Source organism: Hoeflea phototrophica DFL-43 (assembly GCF_000154705.2).
GTDB classification, from domain to species: Bacteria; Pseudomonadota; Alphaproteobacteria; order Rhizobiales; family Rhizobiaceae; genus Hoeflea; species Hoeflea phototrophica.
Map to the genome: position 1 here is coordinate 3,756,571 of NZ_CM002917.1, position 22,933 is coordinate 3,779,503.

Genomic DNA, 22,933 nt, shown 5'->3' on the forward strand with positions numbered 1-22,933 from the left:
CGCGGTGTCTTTCGCAACAACCAAGATGGAGACATGAGATGAACAAGAAACTTATCACCGGCGGATTTGCAGCAGCTTTCCTGGCAACACTTGGCGGTGCGGGCATTGCGCTGGCGCAGTCAGACGCGACGGCGGCACCAACCCTGAGCGAAGCGCAGGCCATCGAAATTGCCCTCGCTGAAGTTCCCGGCGAAGTCAAGGAAACGGAGCTGGAAAGCGAAGACGGCCTCCAGGTATATGAGATCGAAATCCTCACCGCCGAGGGCAAGGAAATGGAAGTCGAAATCCACGCCGGAACCGGTGAAGTCATGGACGTCGAAGCGGAAGATGACGACAACGAAGATGATGAGGACGACGACGACAAAAACTGAGTGTGCTAGGTTCCCCTGAAACCGGAAGGCCGCATCTCCATGCGGCCTTCTCGACACTTTGCGAGATGAACACACATGCGGATATTGCTTCTGGAAGATGACCGGGACCTTGGTCCGTGGATCACCAAGGGCCTGCGCGAGGCCGGTCATGTCGTCGACCATTTTCCGGACGGCAAGGATGCGCTCATCGCCGCGATGGGGCAGGACTATGATCTGCTGATCCTCGACCGCATGGTCCCCGGGCTCGACGGCCTGGCGGTGCTCAAATCCCTGCGCGCCTCAAAGAACACTACGCCTGCGCTCTTTCTCACCGCGCTCGGCGAGGTCGATTCCCGCGTCGAGGGATTTGAAGCCGGGGGCGACGACTACCTCACCAAGCCCTTTGCCTTCGTCGAACTTTCGGCGCGCGTCAACGCTCTTGGCAGGCGGCGCGAGGGGACGCAGGACAGCGAACCTTCAGTCCTTCACTATGCCGGACTGAAGCTGGACCTGCTGGCGCGCAGCTGCGAACGCCAGGGCCAACCGATCGATCTCATGGCCAAGGAATTCAAGTTGCTCGAATATTTCATGCGGCGCCCGGGGCGTCTGGTCACACGCACCATGCTGCTCGAACAGGTCTGGGACATGAGCTTTGATCCGACCACGAGCGTGGTGGAAACACATATCAGCCGGCTTCGCGCCAAGGTCGACAAGCCATTCGACGAAGAGCTGATTCGCACCAGACGGGGTGAGGGTTATGTCTTCGGGAAATAGGTTGCTCAGGCAAATCGGATGGATCAACCGCTCCTCGACTCTGCGGCTGACATTGCTGCTGTCGGTCATCTTTGCATTCGGAATGGTCGTCGCCATTCTCGTGGCGCTGACACTTGGACATGACGCCTTAATCCGCCGGGTGGATTCCCACCTGGCCAACCTCGCCGCCGCAGTCGAGATCGATGACGACCGTGAAGACATCTATTCCGTGCTGGTCCGCCCCCTGTCCCAGCTCGCCGATTTGCCGCCCGGATTTGCTGAGATCCTGGAGACCGGGATCGGCACCGTGGATCTCGGCAGAGAATTCAGGGGAGAGGAAAGCTGGCGGGCCATGGTCGCCCGGGACAACGAAGGCACACCGGTGTTGGTCGCCGTCCCCCTCGATGACAGCGAGGAAGCACTGGAGGTGCTGGGCAACGCCTTGTGGACCACCACCGGCTTTGTTCTGGTGATCGTGGTTCTGATCGGGCTCGGGACAGGCTTGCTGGCGCAACGGCGGCTGGCCCGCATCAACGGCGTGCTCCAGCGGCTTGGATCAGGTGATCTCAAGGCCCGAACCGGAACCGGCAGATCCGCCGATGATCTTGATGAGTTGGCACGACAACTCGACAACACGGCCGCAGAACTGGAACGGCTGGTTGCGCAAACCCGAAATCTAAGCGCCAGCCTCGCCCATGATCTGCGCACCCCGCTTGCCAGGCTGCGCGCCCGGCTTGAGACCCTGCCGGAGAGCGAGGAAAGGGGCGCGGCCCTTGAGGAAGCATCACACATGTCCGGTGTTTTCGATGCCATCATGCGCGTTGCAAGGATCGAGGCCGCGCATGGAGACGAGGGCTTTGAGAACGTCGACCTCGGCGATCTTGCCTCCGAACTGGCCGAGACCTTTGGACCGGTTGTCGAAGACAACAACAAGAGCCTGTCGGTGAAACTCGTGTCCGCCAAATCGGTCTTTGCGGACAAGGCAATGCTGGTTCAGGCCATGGCCAACCTCATTCAGAATGCCATTGTTCACGGCGGTCCCGATGTTGAGTTGTTCGCTGATGCGCGCAGCATCGGTGTTGCCGACAATGGAGAAGGTGTGGATCCGGCATTATATGATGAAATCATCAAGCCGATGGTGCGTCTCGATTCCGCGCGCCAAACCGAGGGCACCGGTTTGGGCCTGGCGCTGGTCCGTGCGGTGGCCGACCGCCACAACGGGCTTCTGGAATTGACCCGCAACACTCCCAAAGGCCTGCGCGCGACAGTCAAGTTTACAGATTTGTAAACAGCAGCGCAGGCTGCGGCAAACCCGGACCTTCATATCTGTGCACATCGAAACACACAGACCAATGGAGACCATCCCGATGAAAGACCTCTTCACCAAAATCACTTCCGGCGCAGCCGGTTTCGCAGTTCTGTTTGTCGGCCTTGCAATGGCCGGGCTTGGCCTGACCGTCATGGCGATGTTTGCAATGTTCGCCCTGGCGGCGATTGGTTTGGCATTGGTGGTCAGGCCGTTCATGGCAGCAACCACATCAGATCCGGCCAGTAAGGAGCCGGGAGCATTCCGGCAGAACCCGGCGGCCGCCTAACCGGACAACGAACCAAACCCGAAAACCAGAGCCCCTGGATACGTCCCCGGGGGCTCGTTCTTGTTTGCACAGGCGCCGTTTGTAGAATTGAAATGGTCTGCCGATCCGCATCCGGGATAGCACACACCACCTTAAGCCCACTTGACGGATTGCACCCTGCCGCTGACGCGGAACCTTCCCCATAAGACTGCATGCCTGGGGACCACGGACTACATATTGCCCAAACCCGTTACTCGCTTTACCAGTTGTAACTCCTCATTGCCCCGCGGCAGCACCTGGTACAGTGGGGCATGTGAAACCTCCCGCTTTCCAGGCATCCGGGCAACTGCTGACAAACCGTGCTACGCATCATCCTCCAATCCCTGCTTCTGACCACCCTTGCTGCCGTGCTCTCCGGCTGCATCGGGCCCGGCTACTACGCGCAGTCGCTCAAGGGGCATGTGGAGATACTGGCGGCGCGGCAGAGTGTCGAGAAGCTGATCGGTGCGCCTTCGACGCCCTCGGCGTTGCGGGCGGAGATGGCGGCGGCGGGCGCAATCAGGCAATTTGCCAGCGACGCGCTCGGTCTGCCCGACAATGCGAGCTACCGCACCTACGTCGACATCGGCCGGGATTATGTGACGCTGGCGGTTTATGCGGCGCCAGAATTCTCACTGGCGCCGCAGCTCTGGTGCTTTCCGGTGTTCGGCTGCGTGCCCTACCGGGGGTATTTCTCCCGCGACGCCGCGCTGAAGACCGCGCGCGGGCTTAAGGAGGATGGCCTTGACGTGTATATCTCGGGCATAACCGCCTATTCGACGCTGGGCTGGAGCAGCGATCCGCTGCTCTCGACGATGTTTGACGGGGACAGAACCTATCTCGCGGGCCTGGTGTTTCATGAACTGGCGCATCAGCGTGTCTATGTGAATGGCGACACCGCCTTCAACGAGGCCTTCGCCGTGGCGGTGGAGACCACCGGCGTGAAGAAATGGCTGCGCGCGGGCGGCGATCCGGCAGGGCTTGAGCGCTATCGGGCCGGCCTCAGGCGCAGCGCGGACTTTCTGACGCTGGTGGCAGAGACCAGGGGCGAGCTGGCCCGCGTCTATTCCCGGCCCGCCAGCGCAGACGAAAAGCGCGCCGGGAAGGCTGCCGCAATCGAACGGCTGAGAGCGCGCCACCGGAAGCTGCGCGACGGAAGCTGGGGCGGGTACCGCGGCTATGATGGCTGGATCGACGGCCCGATCAACAACGCCAAGCTCGCCGCCATGTCGGTCTACAACGATCTGGTGCCGGATTTCCTGCGCCTGTTCGAGCTCTGTTCGGACGACTATGAGCGCTTCTACGCGGCCGTGGCACGGCTGGGCCGGCTCGGCAAAGGTGAGCGCAGGCAGGCGCTTGCAGCGGTTACGGGCTGCGGATGATGTGTGGGGGGCACGAGATACCTCCCACTTCCATAAGACCCCTCCCCAACCCCTCCCCACAAGGGGGAGGGGCTCGACCCGGCTTCGTGGCCTTTCCCCTAACTCGAATCTTGAACCCGTTGAGATGCCGGCTTTATGGGCAGGAGTTGGCGGCAACTTAGCCCCTCCCCCTTGTGGGGAGGGGTTGGGGAGGGGTCTTGCTTCTTGGGGAGGGGTCTTGCTTTTCAGGGTGAAAGCTTCCTGCTGGCAGGAGGCAGCCTCTGGCTCTATTGCGAGCCCCTCGCCCAGGCATCAAGCGCCTGGTTGAAGACTTCGGTGCCGGTGGTCCCCTTTTCCAGCGTGATCAGCGCCTGGCGGCCATTGGCATAGACCACCGGGATGTCGATCCAGCTGCGCTGGCGCATCAGCCCGGTGTTGGCCTCGGCGGCCTCGGGAAGATCGTTCAGCGCCACCATGTAGAAATCCTGGGTGATCTTGGCGGGCACCGCAATCAACGGGCTGCCCTGGTCAGCCTCGGTCTGCTTGAACGAGATCCGCTGCAGCTGATCGATCGAGCCACCGGAAAACCCTTCCGGGACCGCGAACACGATCTCGACCAGATGGCTCGCCGGCAGCGAGGGATCATTGTTCTTCTTGATCGTCAGCAGCGCCGACAATCCGGTGTCGGGATTGTTGATCTCGCCTCGGATCACCGGGCTGTCAGGCCCTTCGCTGGAGGGCTCGCTGACCAGCGTCCAGACCACGGTGCCGGGCTTGACCTCGAGCGATTGCTGCCCGAGGCGCTCCTCGTAGAGGATCATCTTCTGCGAAACGCCCAGCGGATCGGATTGCGGTACAGCCGCCTCCTCGGTCGTGACCTCGGCCTCCGCGGTGCTTTCCTCCGCGATCGCTTCATCGGCCGGGGTGGTGTCGGTCAGCCCGGCCACCGAACGTCCCTCGACAGGGGCATCAGTGGCAGGCCCCGGCGCCGGGCCCGCATCGGTCTCGGTTCCATCGGCGTTCAGGCGCTGGGTGAACTTTTCGCCCTCAGCCGGATCGGCCGGTTCGGATGGCGCTGCATCGGATGTGACGGGCTCGGCGGGCGCGGGCTCCGATGGCGTTGTCTCGGGCGCGGCAGGCGTTTCGGGCGTGCTCGTTTCAGGCGTGACGGCCGCGGTTTCAGGCGCGGTCTCGCTGGGGGCTGCAGGCTCAGCCGTCTCGCTCTGGGATGTGCCCAACATCGCCATGAATGTGTCCTTGTAGGCCCAGCCGGCATAGCCGACACCCGCCAGCGCCAGCGCCACGACAAGCGCCAGCACCCCGCCGCTGCCCAGGGCCGGCTTGCGCGCAGCGCCCGTTGCGTTGGCATCAGGCCCGAGGCCGAAGGCATCGTCATGCGCCGGGCCGGAGAGGTCACCTGACGCCATCACCGCTTCGGGTTCACGCTCATCAATCGGCGCGGCTTGGGGCACCGCCGCCTGCGGCTCATAGACAGCCGCTGCGGGCTGTTGCTCCATACGGGGGGCAACAGGCGCGGATGCAACAGGTTCAGGCGCGACAGGCGCAGGCGGTGGAGCGGCCCGGGCGGGCTCTGCCACCACCGGGCTCTTCTCGACCATCGATTCGAGCTCGGCCATCAGCGCATCGGTCTCGTCGAGATCCGCGGGCAGCGCCTCGGCGTGCTCGCTCTCGACCTCGTCGATGGCGGCGCCCAGCTTGTCGAGCTGGCTCGCCATCACCTCGTCCGATGGCGGCGGGTTGATCGCTTCGAGCTGCCGGCGGATGGCGGCGCGCGCCTTGTCATAGACCTTGGCCCGGTTCTCCGGTGTGTTCTCCGAAAGGTTGTCGACCGCCTTCCGGATGACTGCTACAAAATCCGCCATGTCCTACCCTGGTATCATCCCATTGCGCGCAAGACGCGCCAATCGGCCTTAAACTAGTCTTCAAACGGGTCCGTCACAAGTATCGTGTCGTCGCGCTCCGGACTTGTGGACAACAGCGCCACCGGTGCGCCGATCAGCTCCTCGATGCGGCGCACATATTTGATCGCCTGCGCCGGCAGATCCGCCCAGCTGCGCGCGCCCACGGTTGTGTCTTCCCAGCCCTCGATGGTCTCGTAGATGGGCGTGACCCGCGCCTGCGCGCCCTGGCTTGCAGGAAGATGATCGATGCGCACGCCATCGAGTTCATAGCCGACGCAGATCTTGAGCTGCTTGAGCCCGTCAAGCACGTCGAGCTTGGTCAGCGCGATGCCGGTGGTGCCATTGACGGCCACCGACTGGCGGACCAGCGCCGCATCGAACCAGCCGCAACGGCGCTTGCGCCCGGTCACGGTGCCGAATTCATGGCCGCGCTCGCCCAGGAACTGCCCGGTCTCGTCATTGAGCTCGGTCGGGAACGGCCCCTCGCCCACACGCGTGGTGTAGGCCTTGGTGATGCCGAGCACATAATCGAGCGAGCCCGGTCCGAGACCCGAACCGGCAGCGGCCTGGCCGGCGACGGTGTTCGATGAGGTGACGAAGGGATAGGTGCCGTGATCGACATCGAGCAGCGAGCCCTGCGCGCCTTCAAACAGGATGCGCGCGCCGCGGCGGCGCTCCTTGTCCAGGAGCAGCCAGACGGTCTCGCGGAACGGCAGGATCCGCTCGGCCACCGCGATCAGTTCGTCAAGGATCGTCTTGACGGCGATTTCCGGCTGGCCGAGACCGCGCCTGAGCGCATTGTGATGGGTGAGCAAGCGGTCGACCTTGGCCGGCAGCGTCTCCAGATTGGCAAGATCCATCACCCGGATCGCCCGGCGGCCGACCTTGTCCTCATAGGCCGGGCCGATGCCGCGCCGCGTGGTGCCGATCTTGGTGCCGGAATTGGACGCCGCATCCTCGCGCAGCGCGTCAAGTTCGCGGTGCAGCGACAGGATCAGCGTGGCATTGTCGGCGATGCGCAGATTGTCGCCATTGACCACCACATCCTGCTTGGCCAGCCGGTCGATCTCGCTGACCAGCGCATGCGGATCGATCACCACGCCATTGCCGATCACCGCCATCTTGCCGGGACGCACGACGCCGGAGGGCAGCAGCGACAGCTTGTAGCTGACCCCGTCGATGACCAGCGTATGGCCGGCATTGTGGCCGCCCTGGAAGCGCACCACCACATCGGCGCGCTCGGACAGCCAGTCGACAATCTTGCCCTTCCCCTCGTCGCCCCATTGCGATCCGACGACAACTACATTGGCCATGGAAACCTCTTTGCAACGAACCCCGATGCGGCGTTCTGGAAATGAAAAACCCGCGCATGCATACAGACTTAGCCGCCCAAAATCGAGCCTTGCCCGGCGCGATAAGGCTTTTTTACGTGACATTTTGACTGGCTGGAGCCAAACAGGGAGCCACGACGAAGCGATTTCACCCGCACGGCCCGGCAAAGCCGGCCCCGCGCCGCGCCACGCCACGCCCGCAAGCCCCCGGACAGACTCACTTGATCCTGCGCGCCTATCTGTTCCTGACCATCACATCGCTGTCCTGGGGCGCCAATGCCGTTGCCGGCAAACTCGCCGTCGGCCACATCTCGCCGATGCTCTTGACCTCGCTGCGCTGGGCCATGGCGCTGATGATCCTGATGGCCTTCACGCTGCCGCAGGTCCGCCGCGACATCAAGGTTATCAAGGCCAACCTGCCGCTGCTGATGGCCTATGGCGCGGTCGGCTTCACCTCGTTCAACATCCTGCTCTATTCGGCGCTCCAGTACACCACCGCGATCAATGTCGCCATCGAGCAGGCGGGCATGCCGATGCTGATCTTCCTCGCCAATTTCATCCTGTTCCGCATCAAGGTGACCCCGGCGCAGATCCTGGGCTTTATGCTCACGCTCGCCGGCGTGGCGATCACCGCCTCGAGCGGCAGCCTCACGCGCCTGATCGGGCTCGAACTCAACCGCGGCGACGCGCTGATGCTGCTCGCGGTACTGTGCTATGGCGGTTACACCGTGGCGCTGCGCTACAAGCCGGTGCTGCACTGGCAATCGATGATCACGGTGATGGCGGCTTCCGCCTTCCTCATCTCGCTGCCGTTTGCGGCCTTCGAGGTGGCGCGCGGCTCAGTCACCTGGCCCGACACCACCGGCTGGCTGGTCGCGGCCTTCACCGCCGTGTTCCCCTCACTCGTCGCCCAGGTGCTGTTCATCAAGGGCAACGAAATCATCGGCTCCAACCGCGCCGGCATCTTCATCAACCTGGTCCCGATCTTCGGCACGCTGCTCTCGGTGATGATCCTCGGCGAGATGCTGCATCTTTATCATGTGGTGGCGCTGGGCCTGGTGCTGGGCGGGATATGGCTGTCGGAGCGGGGGAAGCGGTAGGGGGGGGGGGGGAACCAAGCCCAGCGGGGGCGACAGGGCATGGTATTGAAATATCGCTACGCCAAACCTGATGTGAGACGGACTTGGCTTCACAATGTCTGGTCAGCAAAACCAACCGCGCGACGGACACAAACAGTCAGGCCTCTAATTGTAGCACTGCGATTTTGCTGTTGGTAATATAGACGGTTCGGACTCCACGCTTCCGTCTACTTTGATCATAGTAAAATGCAACGCAACATCACGTAGCAGAAAGCTGTACATAATCGAAGAATTACCAATACTTACTTGGCTACAAATCGGGAAAATCGACATCCTCCATATATATAAATTAGCCTAATCTTGTTAAAGGTTATAAATATTGCGAACCTTAGTGACGCACCGATTACGCGTTATGTTAGACCTTCCGATTCTGGTTTTGTTGAGTTCTTTGCAAAAAAACGAATCCCAAATTTTCTTGAAGAGCTTTTCTTCTCTTGAAGAGTCCCAGTCTCCTCGCTGTCGCCAGTCAACGGCCCAACGTTTGCACATCTCCCCAAAAAGCTCACGGTTGAACGTGAGCACCAGTGTATCCACAGCTTCAATCGTCCTCTGAAGCAATGCAAAGTTCACTGCTATCCGAACCGGATTGCTATAGCTTCTTGCACCTATCTGGACTGCATTCCTACCAGGCAAGACACCACCATTATGGACGATACCGTGCCGCAGATGACAAGCAATATCGAATTGTTCAAGGGGGCCTTTGAAACTTGAGTCTCTTAATTCAAAGCCTAAGTAACCACGAGCGGCCTTAACAAGCTCAGCCTTGGAACTGAAAGACAGGTGTTCAAACGCGCTCCTTCTGAATTCTGCAGGACCGTGCCAGAGCACTCCGCCAAGATTTATCTGCTTTTCCGCCGCTACATGACGACAGATGGGGCACGTTTCGAGTGTCACAGATAGTATAGAGCGAAAGTAGGCTTCCGCCGCAGAAACTGAGCCCAGCAAGAGCAATCCCCCTAGGTGCTCGTTTTCAGACAATCGTACCGCCGTACCGTATGACAGTAGACTGCGTGAATTCTCAATATAAGAGTCGATTGGATTTGGAAATTGGACCTCTTCTAGAAAAGCGTCTATCGAACCAATACTGCTCGAAGAAGGCGCAGCATTTACGTAATCTTCGATAGAAAAATTCATGATACATGCTCTTCGGCGTGACCAACTATTATTTGAGCCCGCACTTTTCCAACGTAGGGGATACCAAGCAATGCTTCTTTGTTTGCGTCAATTAAAATGTCCCTCACTTTGCGTATGCTTGAGTTATTCTTGATCCGAGTTTCCATTCTTTTTGAGATAGGCAGGACAGATATGTTCTGTTGAACAAGTGCTTCGTACGTGGAAGATGGTTTGAGTTGCGCTCCACAGTTGGAGCAGAACCTTGCTTCAGGATTGCTTCTGGGAGTTGAACAGACATGGCATAGAGGCAGCGAGAGGACAAAGTCCTTTTCACCAATCCCAGCAGCTTCGAGTATTGATGCAGTATTAAGGCGGGGCCAAGCCTGATGTTTAGGAGCACGTATAACCTTTAGAAAAGAGGCAATAGATTTAGTCCTTTTACCAACAATGATATTTTCAGTTGTTATATCACCAGTGTGAACTTGATAATGCTCAAAGGTACCCTTTTCACCTTTCAGTATTGATCCTGACGGCATAATTAATCCAGAGTACTGCAAAAATCCAAATACTTTATCCATATCCGGTCCGATGGGTGCCTTGATGGCAAATTGAAACCCCTGTTTTTCAAGCGCCTTGCCCTTATTATATTCCTTTATTTGCGACAGGATGGCTTGATAAACCTTCGATCCGTTCCGGACGTAGCTTTCATAAGAAGGGAGCTTTGCAGTCAACGAATCAAAGACTGCATGTGACATATCCCGCCCCACACGCGACAAACGCAAAACCTTGCTTTTATTCAACAATCCATCAGAGGTAGTGTAAGACTCGGGAGAATTGTAAATAGATCTAAGCATACTCAAAAAACCTCTAGGTATGCCAAATGACGCATAAGCTAGAAATCTAATATCTTCTTCATTTTCAGAAACGAAGTCGAGCCCAGTGCCAACAAACCTCTTCTGAGCTAGTGAAACCATGAAATCTTCATACTCATCTCCTGAAGGCTTTACCCATGCGTCAATTTGTTCGGCATCATGTCCAACATGAAAACTGGCCGAATGGGAGGTAATTCCAGGATATACGGCTGCCTTTGGTGAGATTAGGCGCGATTTTATGGCTCTGAAAAAATCAAAGAAATCCTCTTGTTGCTTCTCTGAAAAAGAGTGTGCAGCGTCATCGATCAAAATGACTACTCTTTTCAAACCGTTTTCAACAGCAAGATCATCTACAAGAGCGGAGAGAAAACCAATTGTATACTGTTGAATTATTTCTCCATCAGCACGACTTGCTTCCAGTGCATCGATCAACTTTGTGATTTTGGCCTTAGGAGGGAAATTTTCCGGCAATGTAAGGTTGTTTGATTGTTCTTCGGTGTCCCAAACCGCCGCAATCACCTTCAAAACCAGCCAAGCCTTAAACCAATAAGAAGCATTTGGTCCATTCACGTAAAATGGCTCAAGCTTCAATGCTAGCTTGAAATTCACATAGATCGGAACCGCTTTGTCCGCATCATCTTCAATAATTCGATAGAAAGCTTTTCGCATCAGGGTGCTTTTACCGCACCCTCGAGGGCCGATTAGCAACTTTGCGCCACCGCCCATCAGCTTCTTTAGTATGCTGGCCTCGTTGGGGTGCTCAGCGGCTAGCAGTAAAAACTTCTCTCTTCCAATGTACTCAGCCTGCTCAACGAAATTTTCTTCAAACGGCAGCACTTCATTGGGTTCGTCGATCAGGTCAGTTGAGGTCATTTCGTCGCATCCTATTCAATCCAAACAATCGCTTCCGACCTCATTTCATAGCCTCCCGATCAAACTACATTCGAAGCAGACCGGGTCTAGAAAAGCAGTCTTTCCTGAGCAGCTAATTTTTGCAAGGCCATTTAGGGCGTTGAACCGCGCTCACCCTAAATGCCGATCCTTCTGAGCCATTATTCGTTGATGGCGCTGCTTAGTACTCTTGCTACGTCGTAGTAGCTAATAACGAATATCGAACACCATAGGCATCGAATGCTTCACGAGCGTTTAGGTCTCTCCTCGCCTGAAGGCCCGGGGGCATGGCACGCATAGCCTGCGCCCCCACACCCCACAAAACCAAAACCGCCCCCCGAAGCCCTCAGGCTCCGGGAGGCGGCTAATTCAGGCAGCAGTGCCTTAGAGCCTAGTCCACGTTGAACACCAGCGGCTTGGCCTGCTTGATGGCGTGGTGGGCGGTGAGCTTGGCGAGGACGTCCTGGCTGACCAGTTCGTCGACATAGAGCAGCGCGATCGCGTCGCCGCTTTCGGTTTCGCGGCCCAGATGGAAGTTGGCGATATTGACGCCTGCGTCGCCCAGCGTCGAGCCCATGAAGCCGATCATGCCGGGCACGTCGGTGTTGGCGATGTAGATCATGTGCTGGCCGACATCGGCATCCATGTTGATGCCCTTGATCTGGATGAAGCGCGGCTTGCCGTCGGAGAACACGGTGCCGGCGACCGATCGGGTCTGGCGTTCGGTGGTGACGGTGAGCTTGATGTAGCCGTCATAGACGCCTGTCTTGTCGCGCTTGACCTCGGAGAGGATGATGCCCTTTTCCTTCACCATGATCGGGGCCGAAACCATGTTGACGTCGGCCACCTGGTTGCGGATCAGGCCCGCCAGCAGCGCGGATGTGAGCGCCTTGGTGTTCATGCCGGCGGTGACGCCGTCATAGAGGATCTCTATCTGCTTGATCGGGCTTTCGGTGACCTGGCCGGCAAAGGCGCCGAGCACGTCGGCCAGCCTTATGAAGGGCTTGAGGATCGGGGCTTCTTCCGCCGTGATCGACGGCATGTTGATGGCGTTACTGACCGCGCCGCGGACGAGATAGTCCGACATCTGCTCGGCCACCTGCAGCGCCACATTCTCTTGCGCTTCGGTGGTCGAGGCCCCGAGATGCGGGGTGCAGACGACATTGGGCAGGCCGAACAGCGGGCTTTCGGTGGCGGGCTCGGTCTCGAACACGTCAAAGCCGGCGCCGGCGACATGGCCGGACTTGATGGCTTCCGCGAGGGCCGCCTCATCGACCAGGCCGCCACGGGCGCAGTTGACGATGCGCACGCCGGGCTTGGTCTTGGCAAGTGCTTCGGCGTTGAGGATGCCGCGGGTCTTGTCGGTCATCGGCACATGCAGCGTGATGAAATCGGCCTTGGCCAGCAGCTCGTCGAGCTCGACCTTGGTCACGCCCATTTCCTCGGCCCGTTCCTTCGACAGGAACGGATCATAGGCCAGCACATGCATGCCGAGCCCGATCGCCTTTTTGCAGACGATGCCGCCGATATTGCCCGCGCCGATGACGCCGAGCGTCTTGCCGGTGATCTCGACGCCCATGAATTTCGACTTCTCCCACTTGCCGGCCTGGGTGGAGGCGTCGGCGGCGGGAAGCTGGCGGGCGACGGCGAACATCAGCGCAATCGCGTGCTCGGCGGTGGTGATCGAATTGCCAAACGGCGTGTTCATGACGATGATGCCGCGGCGCGAGGCGGCCGGAATGTCGACATTGTCAACGCCGATGCCGGCGCGGCCGATCACCTTGAGATTGGTGGCGGCCGCGATCAGCTTTTCCGTCGCCTTGGTGGCGGAGCGGATCGCCAGGCCGTCATACTGGCCGATGATTTCGAGCAGTTTTTCCTTGTCCTTGCCGAGCGCGGGCATGAAATCGACATCGACGCCGCGGTCGCGGAAGATCTGGACGGCGGTTTCCGACAGGGCGTCGGATACGAGTACGCGAGGTGCCATGATGGCCTCCATTGAGAGTGTCTGAATTGGGAAAATCGGGATGCCGGACCGCGCGGGTGTCACCGCGCGGCCGCGAGGCGTTTGATCAGGCGGCCTGTTTCAGCCCGGCCTTTTCCTGGGCGAAGGCCCAGGAGAGCCACGGCGTCAGGGCCTCGAGATCGGAGGTCTCGACCGTTGCCCCGCACCAGATGCGAAGACCGGCGGGCGCGTCACGGTAGGCGCCGATATCGAGCGCCACGCCTTCGGCGTCGAGGCGGCCAACCAGCGCCTTGGCGAAGGCGGCCTGCGCGTCAGGCGCAAGGGCTGCCACCTCAGGGTCGGCGATCACCAGGCAGACGGAGGTGTTGGAGCGAGTCGCATCGACCTTGGCCAGATTGGCGATCCAGGCGTTCTCCGCCACGAAGCGATGCAGCACATCGGCATTGGCGTCGGCGCGGGCGATAAGGCCCTTGAGGCCGCCCACGCTTTGAGCCCAGGTCAGCGCATCGATGTAATCCTCGACACAGAGCATCGACGGCGTGTTGATGGTCTCGCCCTTGAAGATGCCCTCGATCAGCTTGCCGCCCTTGGTCATGCGGAAGATTTTTGGCAGCGGCCAGGCGGGAACGTAGCTCTCGAGCCGCTCGACGGCGCGGGGGCTGAGGATCAGCACGCCATGGCCGCCCTCCCCGCCCAAGACCTTCTGCCAGGAGAAGGTGGTGACATCGAGCTTGGCGAAATCGAGGTCCTGCGCGAAAGCAGCCGACGTCGCGTCGCAGATGGTCAGGCCCTGGCGGCCGGCGGGGATGAAATCGGCGTTCGGCACGCGGACGCCCGAGGTGGTGCCGTTCCAGGTGAAGACCACGTCGCGGTCGAAATCGATGGTCGAAAGATCCGGCAGCTCGCCATAGGGCGCGGTGATCTTGCGCACGTCGTCAAGCTTGAGCTGCTTGACCACGTCGGTGACCCAGCCTTCGCCAAAACTTTCCCAGGCGACCATGTCGGTGCCGCGGGCGCCCAGCATCGACCACATCGCCATCTCGACGGCGCCGGTGTCGGATGCCGGAACGATGCCGATGCGGTAATCATCGGGCACGCCGAGGATCTCGCGGGTCAGGTCGATGGCCTGGCTGAGTTTGGATTTGCCGATCTTGGCCCGGTGTGAGCGGCCGAGAGCCGCATCAATGAGCGCTTCGGGCGTCCAACCGGGACGCTTCGCGCAGGGACCAGAAGAAAAACGGGGATTGGCCGGACGCAAGTCCGGCGTGGGTAGGTTCGTCATAATGGCTATCCTTCCAGATAGTGGCCCCTCGTTGGGGAGGGGTGGCCCACTGACGGGGTTAATCCCGGGCCGATCCGAAGTCAAGTTCCATCATGCGCTGCACCAAAACAAAAGGGCGGGACCAGATCCCGCCCTCAGGCTCAGTCAGGTTCTTGCCGGCAGCCCTACCAGAGAGCGTAGCGCAGGCCGACGCGGACTTCGTGCTTTTCGATGCCATCATCCTCGGCCTGACCGCCGGTGGCGCCGAGAGCCACGTTCGCGGTGGTGAAGTTGAACTGCGTTCCGCTGTTGACCTTCGAGTACTTGTAGCCGAGGTCGAGCTTCAAATTCTTCGAGATGTCGTAGGAAAGCCCGCCCATCAATGCGTAGGTGAAGCGCCAGTCGTCTTCACCCGATTGCGTGCTGCTGATCGGATCCCAGGAAACACGGGACACGCCTGCACCGGCACCGACATAGGGTGTGAAGCCGGCATAGGTGCCCAGATCGATATAGGCATTTGCCATGACAGTGTATTGTTCGAAATCCTGGCCATTGACGTTTGCGCATTGCCCGGCGCAGTCAGCTCCGGCGCCTGTCCCCGAACCAAAGGTTCCTGTCGAATAGTCAAGTGTCAGATCCGAGCGCAGATAGTCGGTAAAGCTGTAGCCAAACCCCAGGGAACCGGACCAATCGCTCGAAATCGACGATCCGTTGAACAGCCCGGTGCCGTAGCTCACCGGCGGACCGGCGTTGAACACCCGATAGGAGGTCGCGCCACCGCTGGTGTCGACGGAGTATCCCAGATCCCCCCGCAGGTACCAGCCGGTGCCGATTTCAACCGGCTGGGTCACCGGAAGTTCCTTGGCATAGATGATATCATCGAGATCGGCGGCATTCACAGATGCTGCCATTCCCAAAACCGCAAGACATGAACTCACCGCAATACGCGTCAACATGACTGATTTCCCTTCAATGGTTCCGGGCGCGCAAACCTGTGCCCGAACACGTCTGGCACCCACTATGGCCGGGACAGGTTAAGTGGCGGTTAAGCATGTTTGTTAAGCATGTTTGGAGAGCGAAAAAATCGATACAGGTGCTGTCGGAGTTGACTCAGGCACAGCCCTGAAGCTGCCACGCAAAGCAAAACCGCCCGGTGATGAACCGGGCGGCTGAAACCAGATCGAGGCTGGATGGTTTACTTGTAGACCACCGGCATGACCGGTGCCGGCTCGATATAGACTTCTTCCTGAGCACATCCGCCAAAGCTGTAGCGCAAGCCGCCACGGGCCTCATGCGAAGAAAAGCCCTTGTCGTAGCCAGGTCCGCCATTGAGTGCATAGCCGAACATCTTGCCGCCGCTGATGTTGCGATACCGGTAACCGATGTCTGCCTTCAGGTTACACGTCACATCAATCGATGCACCCGCCATCAAGGCATATGTGAAGCGCCAGGACTTGTCGCCCGAATGGTGCACGGTGGTATCGCAAAGCGTCGGAGCGGCGTCAGAACAGGAGGTGTTGCTCAAACCATCCCACGAAACATGCGTGCCACCGATACCGGCACCACCGTAGAAGGTGAAGCGTCCATGCTTGTAGAAATCGACATAGGCATTGGCGAGCAGGCTCAAGCCATTGGCTGTCGACAAATCACGCGAGGTACAGGCAACGGCAACACCGCAGCCACCGCGGGTCGATCCGGTGAAATCCGCATCGGAGAAATAGTCCAGCGTCACATCCGTGCGAAGATAGCTGCGGATCTGATAACCGACGCCGACACCGACGCTGTAGGAACCGCGCAGGTCCGAGGTGTTGAAGCCGACATAGTTGGCGTTTGACCCTTGAAAGTAGTGTGGAGTCTCGATCGAGTTCCATGCATATCCGGCGTCACCACGCAGGTACCATCCGCTTGCGGCTGCGACCTTATGAGAGACAGGCGCCTCGATGTAAGGTGTCTCAACGATAGGCGGAAGAACATCAGCTGCAGCAGCTGCCCCTGCGCCACCCAACACCAAGGCCACACCGGCCAGCAATACTTTTTTCATGGTCGACTCCATCGTCAAGGAATGCGCGGTCACTGTCTAAGAGACACCACGCGAACTGCTTTGGATGGACAATGAAGGATAAAGGTTAAGGTGCACTTAACCACGAATGTTTACCACGATAGACTGCAGAACAGAGAAAACCCGTTGCCGAAAGGCCAGTCACAAGGCTGGTTGTTACGGCAAAGCCTGAGGCAAGATTTGAAGGCCTGAAAGGCCTGCCAGGCACGGGATGAAACGCCGCCCGTACGGCCTCCGCCGGTCCGCACGGCCACAGGTTCAACTGGCGTTCAAAGCGCTATGCAGGCGCAGCCGCGGCTCGAACACGGCACGGGAGTTGCCTCAGGCGGCATCGCGGGTTGCGGAAATCACACTTATCAGCTGGTCCACGACCGTTTCGATCTGGCTGCGGTCATCACCTTCAGCCATGACCCGGATCAGCGGCTCGGTGCCGGATGGACGAATCACCAGCCGGGCCTTGTTGCCCAATGTGGACTCGGCATCCGTGATCGCCGCCTTGACCCGGCTGTCATTGAGCGGGTTGCCACCGGAATGGCGGACATTCTTGAGCACCTGCGGCACCGGTTCAAAACGGCGGCACACTTCCGAAACCGGGCGGCCCATCCGCTGGACGCAGGCCATCACCTGGAGCGCAGCAACCAGCCCGTCACCTGTTGTGGCAAAATCCGACAACACGATATGCCCGGACTGCTCGCCGCCAACATTGAAACCGTTCTTACGCATATGTTCGACCACGTAGCGGTCGCCAACCTTTGTCCGGGCAAGTGAAAGGCCGATATCATCAAGGAATCTCTCAAGCCCCAGATTGGACATGACGGTGGCCACGATACCATCGCCGCGCAGCATCTGGTCAGCAGCCCAGGATTCCGCGATCACGGCCATCAGCTGGTCGCCATCGATCACCGAACCGTTTTCATCAACGATCAGAACCCGGTCGGCATCCCCATCAAGCGCAATGCCGATATCGGCGCGAACTTCATGCACCTTTCGCGACAGGGCAACCGGATGAGTGGAACCACAATTGAGATTGATGTTGGTGCCGTTCGGCTCTTCGCCAATGGCGATCACATCCGCGCCCAGCTCCCACAAGGCAGCCGGCGCGACCTTGTAACCGGCGCCATTGGCGCAATCGACAACGACGCGCAGGCCTGCAAGCGTAATGTCCTTGGGAAGAGTGCGCTTGGCAAATTCGATGTAGCGATCATGAACGCCATCAATGCGCTTGGCGCGGCCGATCGCATCGGGACGCGCAAGCTGCAGATGGATGTCATCATCCAGCAGATCCTCGATCCGGCTCTCAAGCTCATCGGAGAGTTTGAAGCCATCGGGTCCAAACAGCTTGATGCCATTGTCCTGGTAGGGATTGTGAGACGCGGAGATCATCACTCCGATATCCGCACGCAGAGATCTGGTCAGCATCGCCACAGCCGGCGTCGGAATCGGACCAAGCAGAAACACATCCAGCCCCGCCGCGGTGAACCCGGCAACCAGTGCGTTTTCGATCATGTAGCCCGAGAGCCGCGTATCCTTGCCGATGACGACACGGTGGCGATGATCGCCGCGGCGGAACAGATTGCCCACGGCAATGCCAACCCGCATCGCGATGTCCGGTGTCATGGGTGATTTGTTGGCCTGGCCCCGAATTCCATCAGTTCCGAAATATCGTCTGCTCATGACGTCTCCCGCGATGTCCCCAATTCACAGATACCTATAAGCGATGTTTTCCGTCACTGCACCAGAAGAATGAAATCAGCTTTTGTTACAATTAATTTCAACGAACCAGAACAGCCGCCAAGATGGCGGCTGCTACATCGAACCCGGTATCAGACAGTGCTCGTCTTAGCCGTTACTGCGGTTGCGGCTCCATGCCGGGATCGGGCTCATCGCCCTTCTTCCCGGCCCCGCCCTTCTTCGGGCCCGCCGTTGGAACAGCAGTGCCACGGCTTGGAGGTGTATCGTCGCCAAGGTCGCGTGCCGGCTTCTCGCCACGGATAATGGCCTGAATTTCATCACCGGTCAGGGTCTCGTATTCAAGCAGACCCTCGGCAATGGCGATGAAAGCCTTCTTCTTCTTCGTCAGGATACCGCGGGCCTGTTCGTAAGCCTGATCAATCAGACGGCGAACTTCGCTGTCGATCTTCTGGGCTGTCGCCTCGGAGACATTCTTCTGCTGTGCCACGGAGTGACCAAGGAAGACCTCCTGCTGGTTCTCGCCATAGGCAACCTGTCCCAGCTCATCCGAGAAGCCCCATTCGGTGACCATCGCACGCGCCAGCTTGGTCGCCTGAACGATATCGGATGAAGCACCGGAGGTGATGTTCTCCTTGCCGAAGGTCAGTTCTTCCGCAACACGGCCACCCATCATGATCGCCAGACGCGAGATCATCCATTTGTAGCTCATCGAGTAGCGGTCACCCTCAGGCAACTGCATGACCATGCCGAGCGCACGGCCACGCGGAATGATCGTCGCCTTGTGAACCGGATCCGCCACCGCAACATTGAGCGCGACAATCGCATGCCCGGCTTCATGATAGGCGGTCAGCTTCTTCTCTTCCTGGGTCATCGCGGTGGAGCGGCGCTCGGCACCCATCATCACCTTGTCCTTGGCGTCCTCGAACTCGGCCATGGTCACCAGCCGCTTGTTGCGGCGCGCTGCCATCAGGGCGGCCTCGTTGACCAGGTTCATCAGATCGGCACCGGAGAAACCGGGGGTCCCGCGCGCCAGCACCTTGAGATCAACATTCGGCGCCATCGGCACGTTGCGAACATGCACCTTGAGGATCTTCTCGCGGCCATTGACGTCAGGCAGCGGAACCACGACCTGGCGGTCGAAACGGCCCGGCCGCATCAGTGCCGGGTCCAGCACGTCCGGACGGTTGGTGGCAGCAATCAGGATAATGCCCTCATTGGCCTCAAAACCATCCATCTCCACCAGGAGCTGGTTGAGCGTCTGTTCACGCTCGTCATTGCCGCCGCCAAGACCGGCGCCACGATGGCGGCCAACGGCGTCGATTTCGTCGATAAAGATGATGCACGGCGCATTTTTCTTCGCCTGCTCGAACATGTCGCGCACGCGGCTGGCACCGACACCGACGAACATCTCGACAAAGTCGGAGCCGGAAATCGTGAAGAACGGCACATTGGCTTCACCCGCAACCGCACGTGCGGTCAGGGTCTTACCGGTGCCGGGAGGTCCGACAAGCAACACGCCACGCGGGATCTTGCCGCCAAGCCGCTGGAACTTCTGCGGGTCGCGAAGGAATTCCACGATCTCTTCAAGGTCCTGCTTGGCCTCATCAACACCTGCAACGTCTGCGAAAGTCACGCGGCCATGCGCCTCGGTGAGCAGCTTGGCCTTGGATTTGCCGAAGCCCATGGCGCCACGCGAACCACCCTGCATCTGGCGCATGAAGAAAATCCACACACCCAGGATAAGCAGGATCGGCAACCAGGAAATCAGATAGCCGACAAGCGTATTGGAGCTGTCGACCTCGGGTCGGGCGTTGATCGTCACATTTTTGTTGTTCAAACGCTCGATCAGGCTCGAATCGCCAGGCGAATAGGTCTGAAAGCCCGTCGATGAATCGCTGTAATTGCCGGAAATCCGCTCGCCCATAATCGTAACGTCACGGACACGGCCAGCGTCCACGTCATTGAGGAACTGCGAATAGGCGATTTCACGCCCACTGGTTCGCTCGCTTGGCGTCTGGAACATATTGAACAAAGCGATCAAAAGAAGCGCAATGATGGCCCAAAGGGCGAAGTTGCGGAAGTTGGGGTTCATGCTCTTCCTCGGGGAAAATGGCCATTCGGCCACCGGCTCACGGCCGAATTTTCAAATCTCAACCCCTAACATAGGAGCCAACCTCGCCCTTGCCAAGGCTGGTCGCCGCCTTTGTCAGGCCATCTCGGTTGCTATGGCTAACGGCGTGGCCCAGGGACAGGCTGGAAAAGCCGCACCGCCGGTCAATCGGGCCAATGCCTGCGCGAGCGGCAACTCGTAAACCGGCAGCACGCGCGAAAAGCCGCCGACCAGTCTTTTGACCAGAAAACCGCCGCAAATGCCGCCGGCCGGGCTCCATGACCGAGACCCTGCTTTAAAATCACGGCTGAACAAGGGCATAGCCGTCGCTGTGTGATCTGCAACCACTCTCAAATCCGAATGCCGGTCAAGATTGGTGATCCGGAAACGGCGATCCCAATCGCCGCTCTGGCCGGGCGCGATGACAAGCTCCTCAAGCCCCCGGCGTTCCCGCATCAACACAAATCCGGCAACATCGCGTTTGATCAATGTGCGTCCCACGGCCAGTGCGGATCCGGCCTGACGCCCGGATACAAAGCCGTGCAGTGCCAATTTGCCGCGCCTGTCGAGCGGCCGGGCCGCACCACCGCAAACCCGAATCAGCGCCTCAAGAGCCGCAATTTCGACCTCGCCTGCGCCCCGCCCATCAAGAGCGACACGCCAGGTCCCGTCCCTTTGCACCCCGCAAGCCTGATCGACAAAGGCCGCAGCCTCCAATGCGATACGCACACGCGACGCAATGGCACGAGACGCCTCGTCAGAAGATTTCGAAACCATCGCCTGGGCTTCGAGGCCTTTTCGAACCCGGACCCGCTCAAACCGGACATCAAGGTTCGACGGATCCTCAATCCAGCCAACACCGGCCATGGCAAGATATCTGCGAATGCTGGCGCGATCGACACCAAGCAATGGCCGCAGCACCCATGATCTGCCATCAAACAGGCTCGCCTGCGGGATGCCGATCAGGCCGGGGGCATCATCGCGCAGCCCCCGCGTGCGGCGCATCGTCAGCGTTTCAGCCTGGTCGTCCGATGTGTGACCGGTCAGGATGGCGGCAAGCCCAAGCCGTGAGGCAGCGTCGCTGAGCAGATGGTATCGCGCTTCACGGGCCTTCGCCTGCAGGCCGGATACGGGCTTCTCACCCTTCCAGAGCAAGGTCTCATGACGCACGCCCAGTCTGCGGCAAATTCTCTTGACGGTTCGTGCTTCATCCGCAGAGCCGCTGCGCAGCCCGTGATCGACGGTCAACGCCACCAGCTGCTTGGGCGGAACACTTCGCGCCATACCCAACAACAGGCCAAGTGAATCCGATCCGCCGGATACAGCGACACCAAGTGGACGTCGATCGGTGATGGTTTTGGAAAAATCCGACAATATTGCGCCAATGTCGGAATTGGCTTCGGCAGAGGGCGGCATGGCCCGTCCCGCCATTCTTAGCAACTGGCCAGTTGCTGCTCTTCGCTGACCTTGGTGCGCACTGCGGCCGATGCGCCGGGATAGCGGATCAGGACTTCGCGCAGGGTTGCGCAAGCCGTTTCGCGATTGTCGAGCTTGGCCAGCGACATGCCCAGTTTCAGCAGGGAATCCGCGCCTTTGTCGGCCTGCGGATACTTTTTGTGGACGTCGAGAAAGGTTTTCGCTGAATCCTGGTAACGGCCTTGCGAATATTGCGCCTCGCCCAGCCAGAACATCGCATCCGCGGCCCTCCCGCCTTCCGGATAGGCTGCGATGTAATCGCCAAACACCTGTTCGGCCAGGGCGTAATCACCGGTCAGCATATGGTTGTAACCGGCCTGATAGAGATCATCGGGCGAATTCAGCGAAGCGGTCTGCCCACCAGGCTGAAGCGGCTCGATAATCCCGCCGATCAAATCACTGTTCGGATCGACCTGGAGCGTGCCAAGGTCAAGGGCAGGCGCACCGGCTCCCTGCCCGTCGGGAATGGTGGAGGCGGTTGTCGACGGCTCGATGCCGGGCTGGGTGACGCCGGAACCGACATCACTGCGCTGCCCGTTGGTCTTTTCGAGTTCCTGGAACCGGAACTCATTGTCTTCCTGCATTTGCCGCATCTGCTCCTGCATCTGCAGAAGCTGGAAGCCAAGTTCCTCAATCCGGCCATTGAGGTTACGGACCTGCTCCTCCAGCTGGCCAATTCGGAACAGCGGATCCCCGGCCTGTGCCAGAATCACATTGTCACGATCCTGCGCAGCGCCAACCGCCGCCGGCGGTAACGGTGCGGCTTGCGAAAAGCCCGAAAGAACAGGTGTTGCCAAAGCCGGCGCGGCGAACACCGCCATCACCGTCACAGCAAGCAGATTGCGAATGGATTTCATCAGCCTGACCTCATTGCGCCTCGCCAGCGGCGGGCGGTTGCCCCTGACATTCAGATACCGCATGGAAAGACACCAAATCAACGCACAAACGGGCCAAACTATGATCATCGTCCACCGGACATAAAAAAGGCGGCCCGAAGACCGCCCCTTTTCCGTTCAACACCTGT

General features: G+C 59.5%; 18 protein-coding genes. 6 read left to right on the plus strand and 12 right to left on the minus strand.

Annotation, left to right across the window (positions count from 1 at the left end; genetic code table 11):
• Positions 1–38: 38 nt before the first annotated feature.
• The 5 genes from HPDFL43_RS17780 (at position 39) to HPDFL43_RS17800 (ending at position 4,098) form a co-directional block, all read left to right on the plus strand.
• A complete protein-coding gene (locus tag HPDFL43_RS17780; protein WP_007198784.1) occupies positions 39–371 on the plus strand; it encodes a PepSY domain-containing protein in 333 nt (110 codons plus the stop codon).
• Between the two features lie 75 nt (positions 372–446).
• Complete coding sequence (locus HPDFL43_RS17785; RefSeq protein ID WP_007198785.1) at positions 447–1,124, plus strand: winged helix-turn-helix domain-containing protein; 678 nt, start codon at positions 447–449, stop codon at positions 1,122–1,124.
• Positions 1,108–2,391, plus strand: a complete 1,284-nt coding sequence (locus HPDFL43_RS17790) for a sensor histidine kinase (protein ID WP_084594709.1) — start codon at positions 1,108–1,110, stop codon at positions 2,389–2,391. The genes HPDFL43_RS17785 and HPDFL43_RS17790 overlap by 17 nt, the downstream gene beginning before the upstream one ends.
• A 79-nt stretch (positions 2,392–2,470) precedes the next feature.
• Positions 2,471–2,698, plus strand: coding sequence for a hypothetical protein (locus HPDFL43_RS17795; protein WP_156970330.1), 228 nt, complete (start codon positions 2,471–2,473; stop codon positions 2,696–2,698).
• A 338-nt stretch (positions 2,699–3,036) separates the two neighbouring features.
• On the plus strand, positions 3,037–4,098 hold the full coding sequence (locus HPDFL43_RS17800) for an aminopeptidase (protein WP_007198788.1): 1,062 nt from the start codon (positions 3,037–3,039) through the stop codon (positions 4,096–4,098).
• A gap of 266 nt (positions 4,099–4,364) precedes the next feature.
• Here the strand turns inward: HPDFL43_RS17800 and HPDFL43_RS17805 are convergent, their stop codons facing one another.
• Together HPDFL43_RS17805 and HPDFL43_RS17810 are read right to left on the minus strand one after the other, a co-directional pair.
• Complete coding sequence (locus HPDFL43_RS17805; RefSeq protein WP_007198789.1) at positions 4,365–5,960, minus strand: hypothetical protein; 1,596 nt, start codon at positions 5,958–5,960, stop codon at positions 4,365–4,367.
• A 53-nt stretch (positions 5,961–6,013) separates the two neighbouring features.
• On the minus strand, positions 6,014–7,312 hold the full coding sequence (locus tag HPDFL43_RS17810; RefSeq protein WP_007198791.1) for an adenylosuccinate synthase: 1,299 nt from the start codon (positions 7,310–7,312) through the stop codon (positions 6,014–6,016).
• A 239-nt stretch (positions 7,313–7,551) separates the two neighbouring features.
• Between HPDFL43_RS17810 and HPDFL43_RS17815 the strand changes: the two genes are divergently transcribed.
• The gene (locus HPDFL43_RS17815; RefSeq protein ID WP_007198792.1) at positions 7,552–8,430 is read left to right on the plus strand and encodes a DMT family transporter; all 879 of its coding nucleotides are present in this window, start codon (positions 7,552–7,554) and stop codon (positions 8,428–8,430) included.
• Positions 8,431–8,772: 342 nt separating this feature from the next.
• Here HPDFL43_RS17815 and HPDFL43_RS22040 read toward each other — a convergent pair whose 3' ends face one another.
• The 10 genes from HPDFL43_RS22040 to ybgF all read right to left on the minus strand — a co-directional run bounded on the left by HPDFL43_RS22040 (position 8,773) and on the right by ybgF (position 22,829).
• Positions 8,773–9,603 (minus strand): hypothetical protein, encoded by an 831-nt coding sequence (locus HPDFL43_RS22040; protein WP_156970331.1) that lies wholly within the window; start codon positions 9,601–9,603, stop codon positions 8,773–8,775.
• Complete coding sequence (locus HPDFL43_RS17820) at positions 9,600–11,327, minus strand: ORC-CDC6 family AAA ATPase (protein ID WP_007198794.1); 1,728 nt, start codon at positions 11,325–11,327, stop codon at positions 9,600–9,602. Before HPDFL43_RS17820 ends, HPDFL43_RS22040 begins: the two co-directional genes overlap by 4 nt.
• 409 nt (positions 11,328–11,736) lie before the next feature.
• Positions 11,737–13,332, minus strand: coding sequence for a phosphoglycerate dehydrogenase (gene serA / locus HPDFL43_RS17825; protein WP_007198795.1), 1,596 nt, complete (start codon positions 13,330–13,332; stop codon positions 11,737–11,739).
• 85 nt (positions 13,333–13,417) lie between these two features.
• The gene (locus tag HPDFL43_RS17830; protein ID WP_007198797.1) at positions 13,418–14,593 is read right to left on the minus strand and encodes a phosphoserine transaminase; all 1,176 of its coding nucleotides are present in this window, start codon (positions 14,591–14,593) and stop codon (positions 13,418–13,420) included.
• Between the two features lie 164 nt (positions 14,594–14,757).
• The gene (locus HPDFL43_RS17835; RefSeq protein ID WP_040449316.1) at positions 14,758–15,528 is read right to left on the minus strand and encodes an outer membrane protein; all 771 of its coding nucleotides are present in this window, start codon (positions 15,526–15,528) and stop codon (positions 14,758–14,760) included.
• A 239-nt stretch (positions 15,529–15,767) separates the two neighbouring features.
• Positions 15,768–16,613, minus strand: a complete 846-nt coding sequence (locus tag HPDFL43_RS17840) for an outer membrane protein (RefSeq protein WP_040450467.1) — start codon at positions 16,611–16,613, stop codon at positions 15,768–15,770.
• 339 nt (positions 16,614–16,952) lie between these two features.
• Positions 16,953–18,305 carry a phosphoglucosamine mutase gene (gene glmM, locus HPDFL43_RS17845; RefSeq protein WP_007198800.1) on the minus strand — a complete coding sequence of 451 codons (1,353 nt, stop codon included), beginning with the start codon at positions 18,303–18,305 and terminating at the stop codon, positions 16,953–16,955.
• A 172-nt stretch (positions 18,306–18,477) separates the two neighbouring features.
• Positions 18,478–20,415, minus strand: coding sequence for an ATP-dependent zinc metalloprotease FtsH (gene ftsH / locus HPDFL43_RS17850; RefSeq protein WP_007198801.1), 1,938 nt, complete (start codon positions 20,413–20,415; stop codon positions 18,478–18,480).
• A 114-nt stretch (positions 20,416–20,529) separates the two neighbouring features.
• Positions 20,530–21,849, minus strand: coding sequence for a tRNA lysidine(34) synthetase TilS (gene tilS, locus HPDFL43_RS17855; protein ID WP_169743265.1), 1,320 nt, complete (start codon positions 21,847–21,849; stop codon positions 20,530–20,532).
• A 17-nt stretch (positions 21,850–21,866) separates the two neighbouring features.
• Positions 21,867–22,829 carry a tol-pal system protein YbgF gene (gene ybgF, locus HPDFL43_RS17860; RefSeq protein WP_007198803.1) on the minus strand — a complete coding sequence of 321 codons (963 nt, stop codon included), beginning with the start codon at positions 22,827–22,829 and terminating at the stop codon, positions 21,867–21,869.
• Positions 22,830–22,933 lie beyond the last annotated feature (104 nt).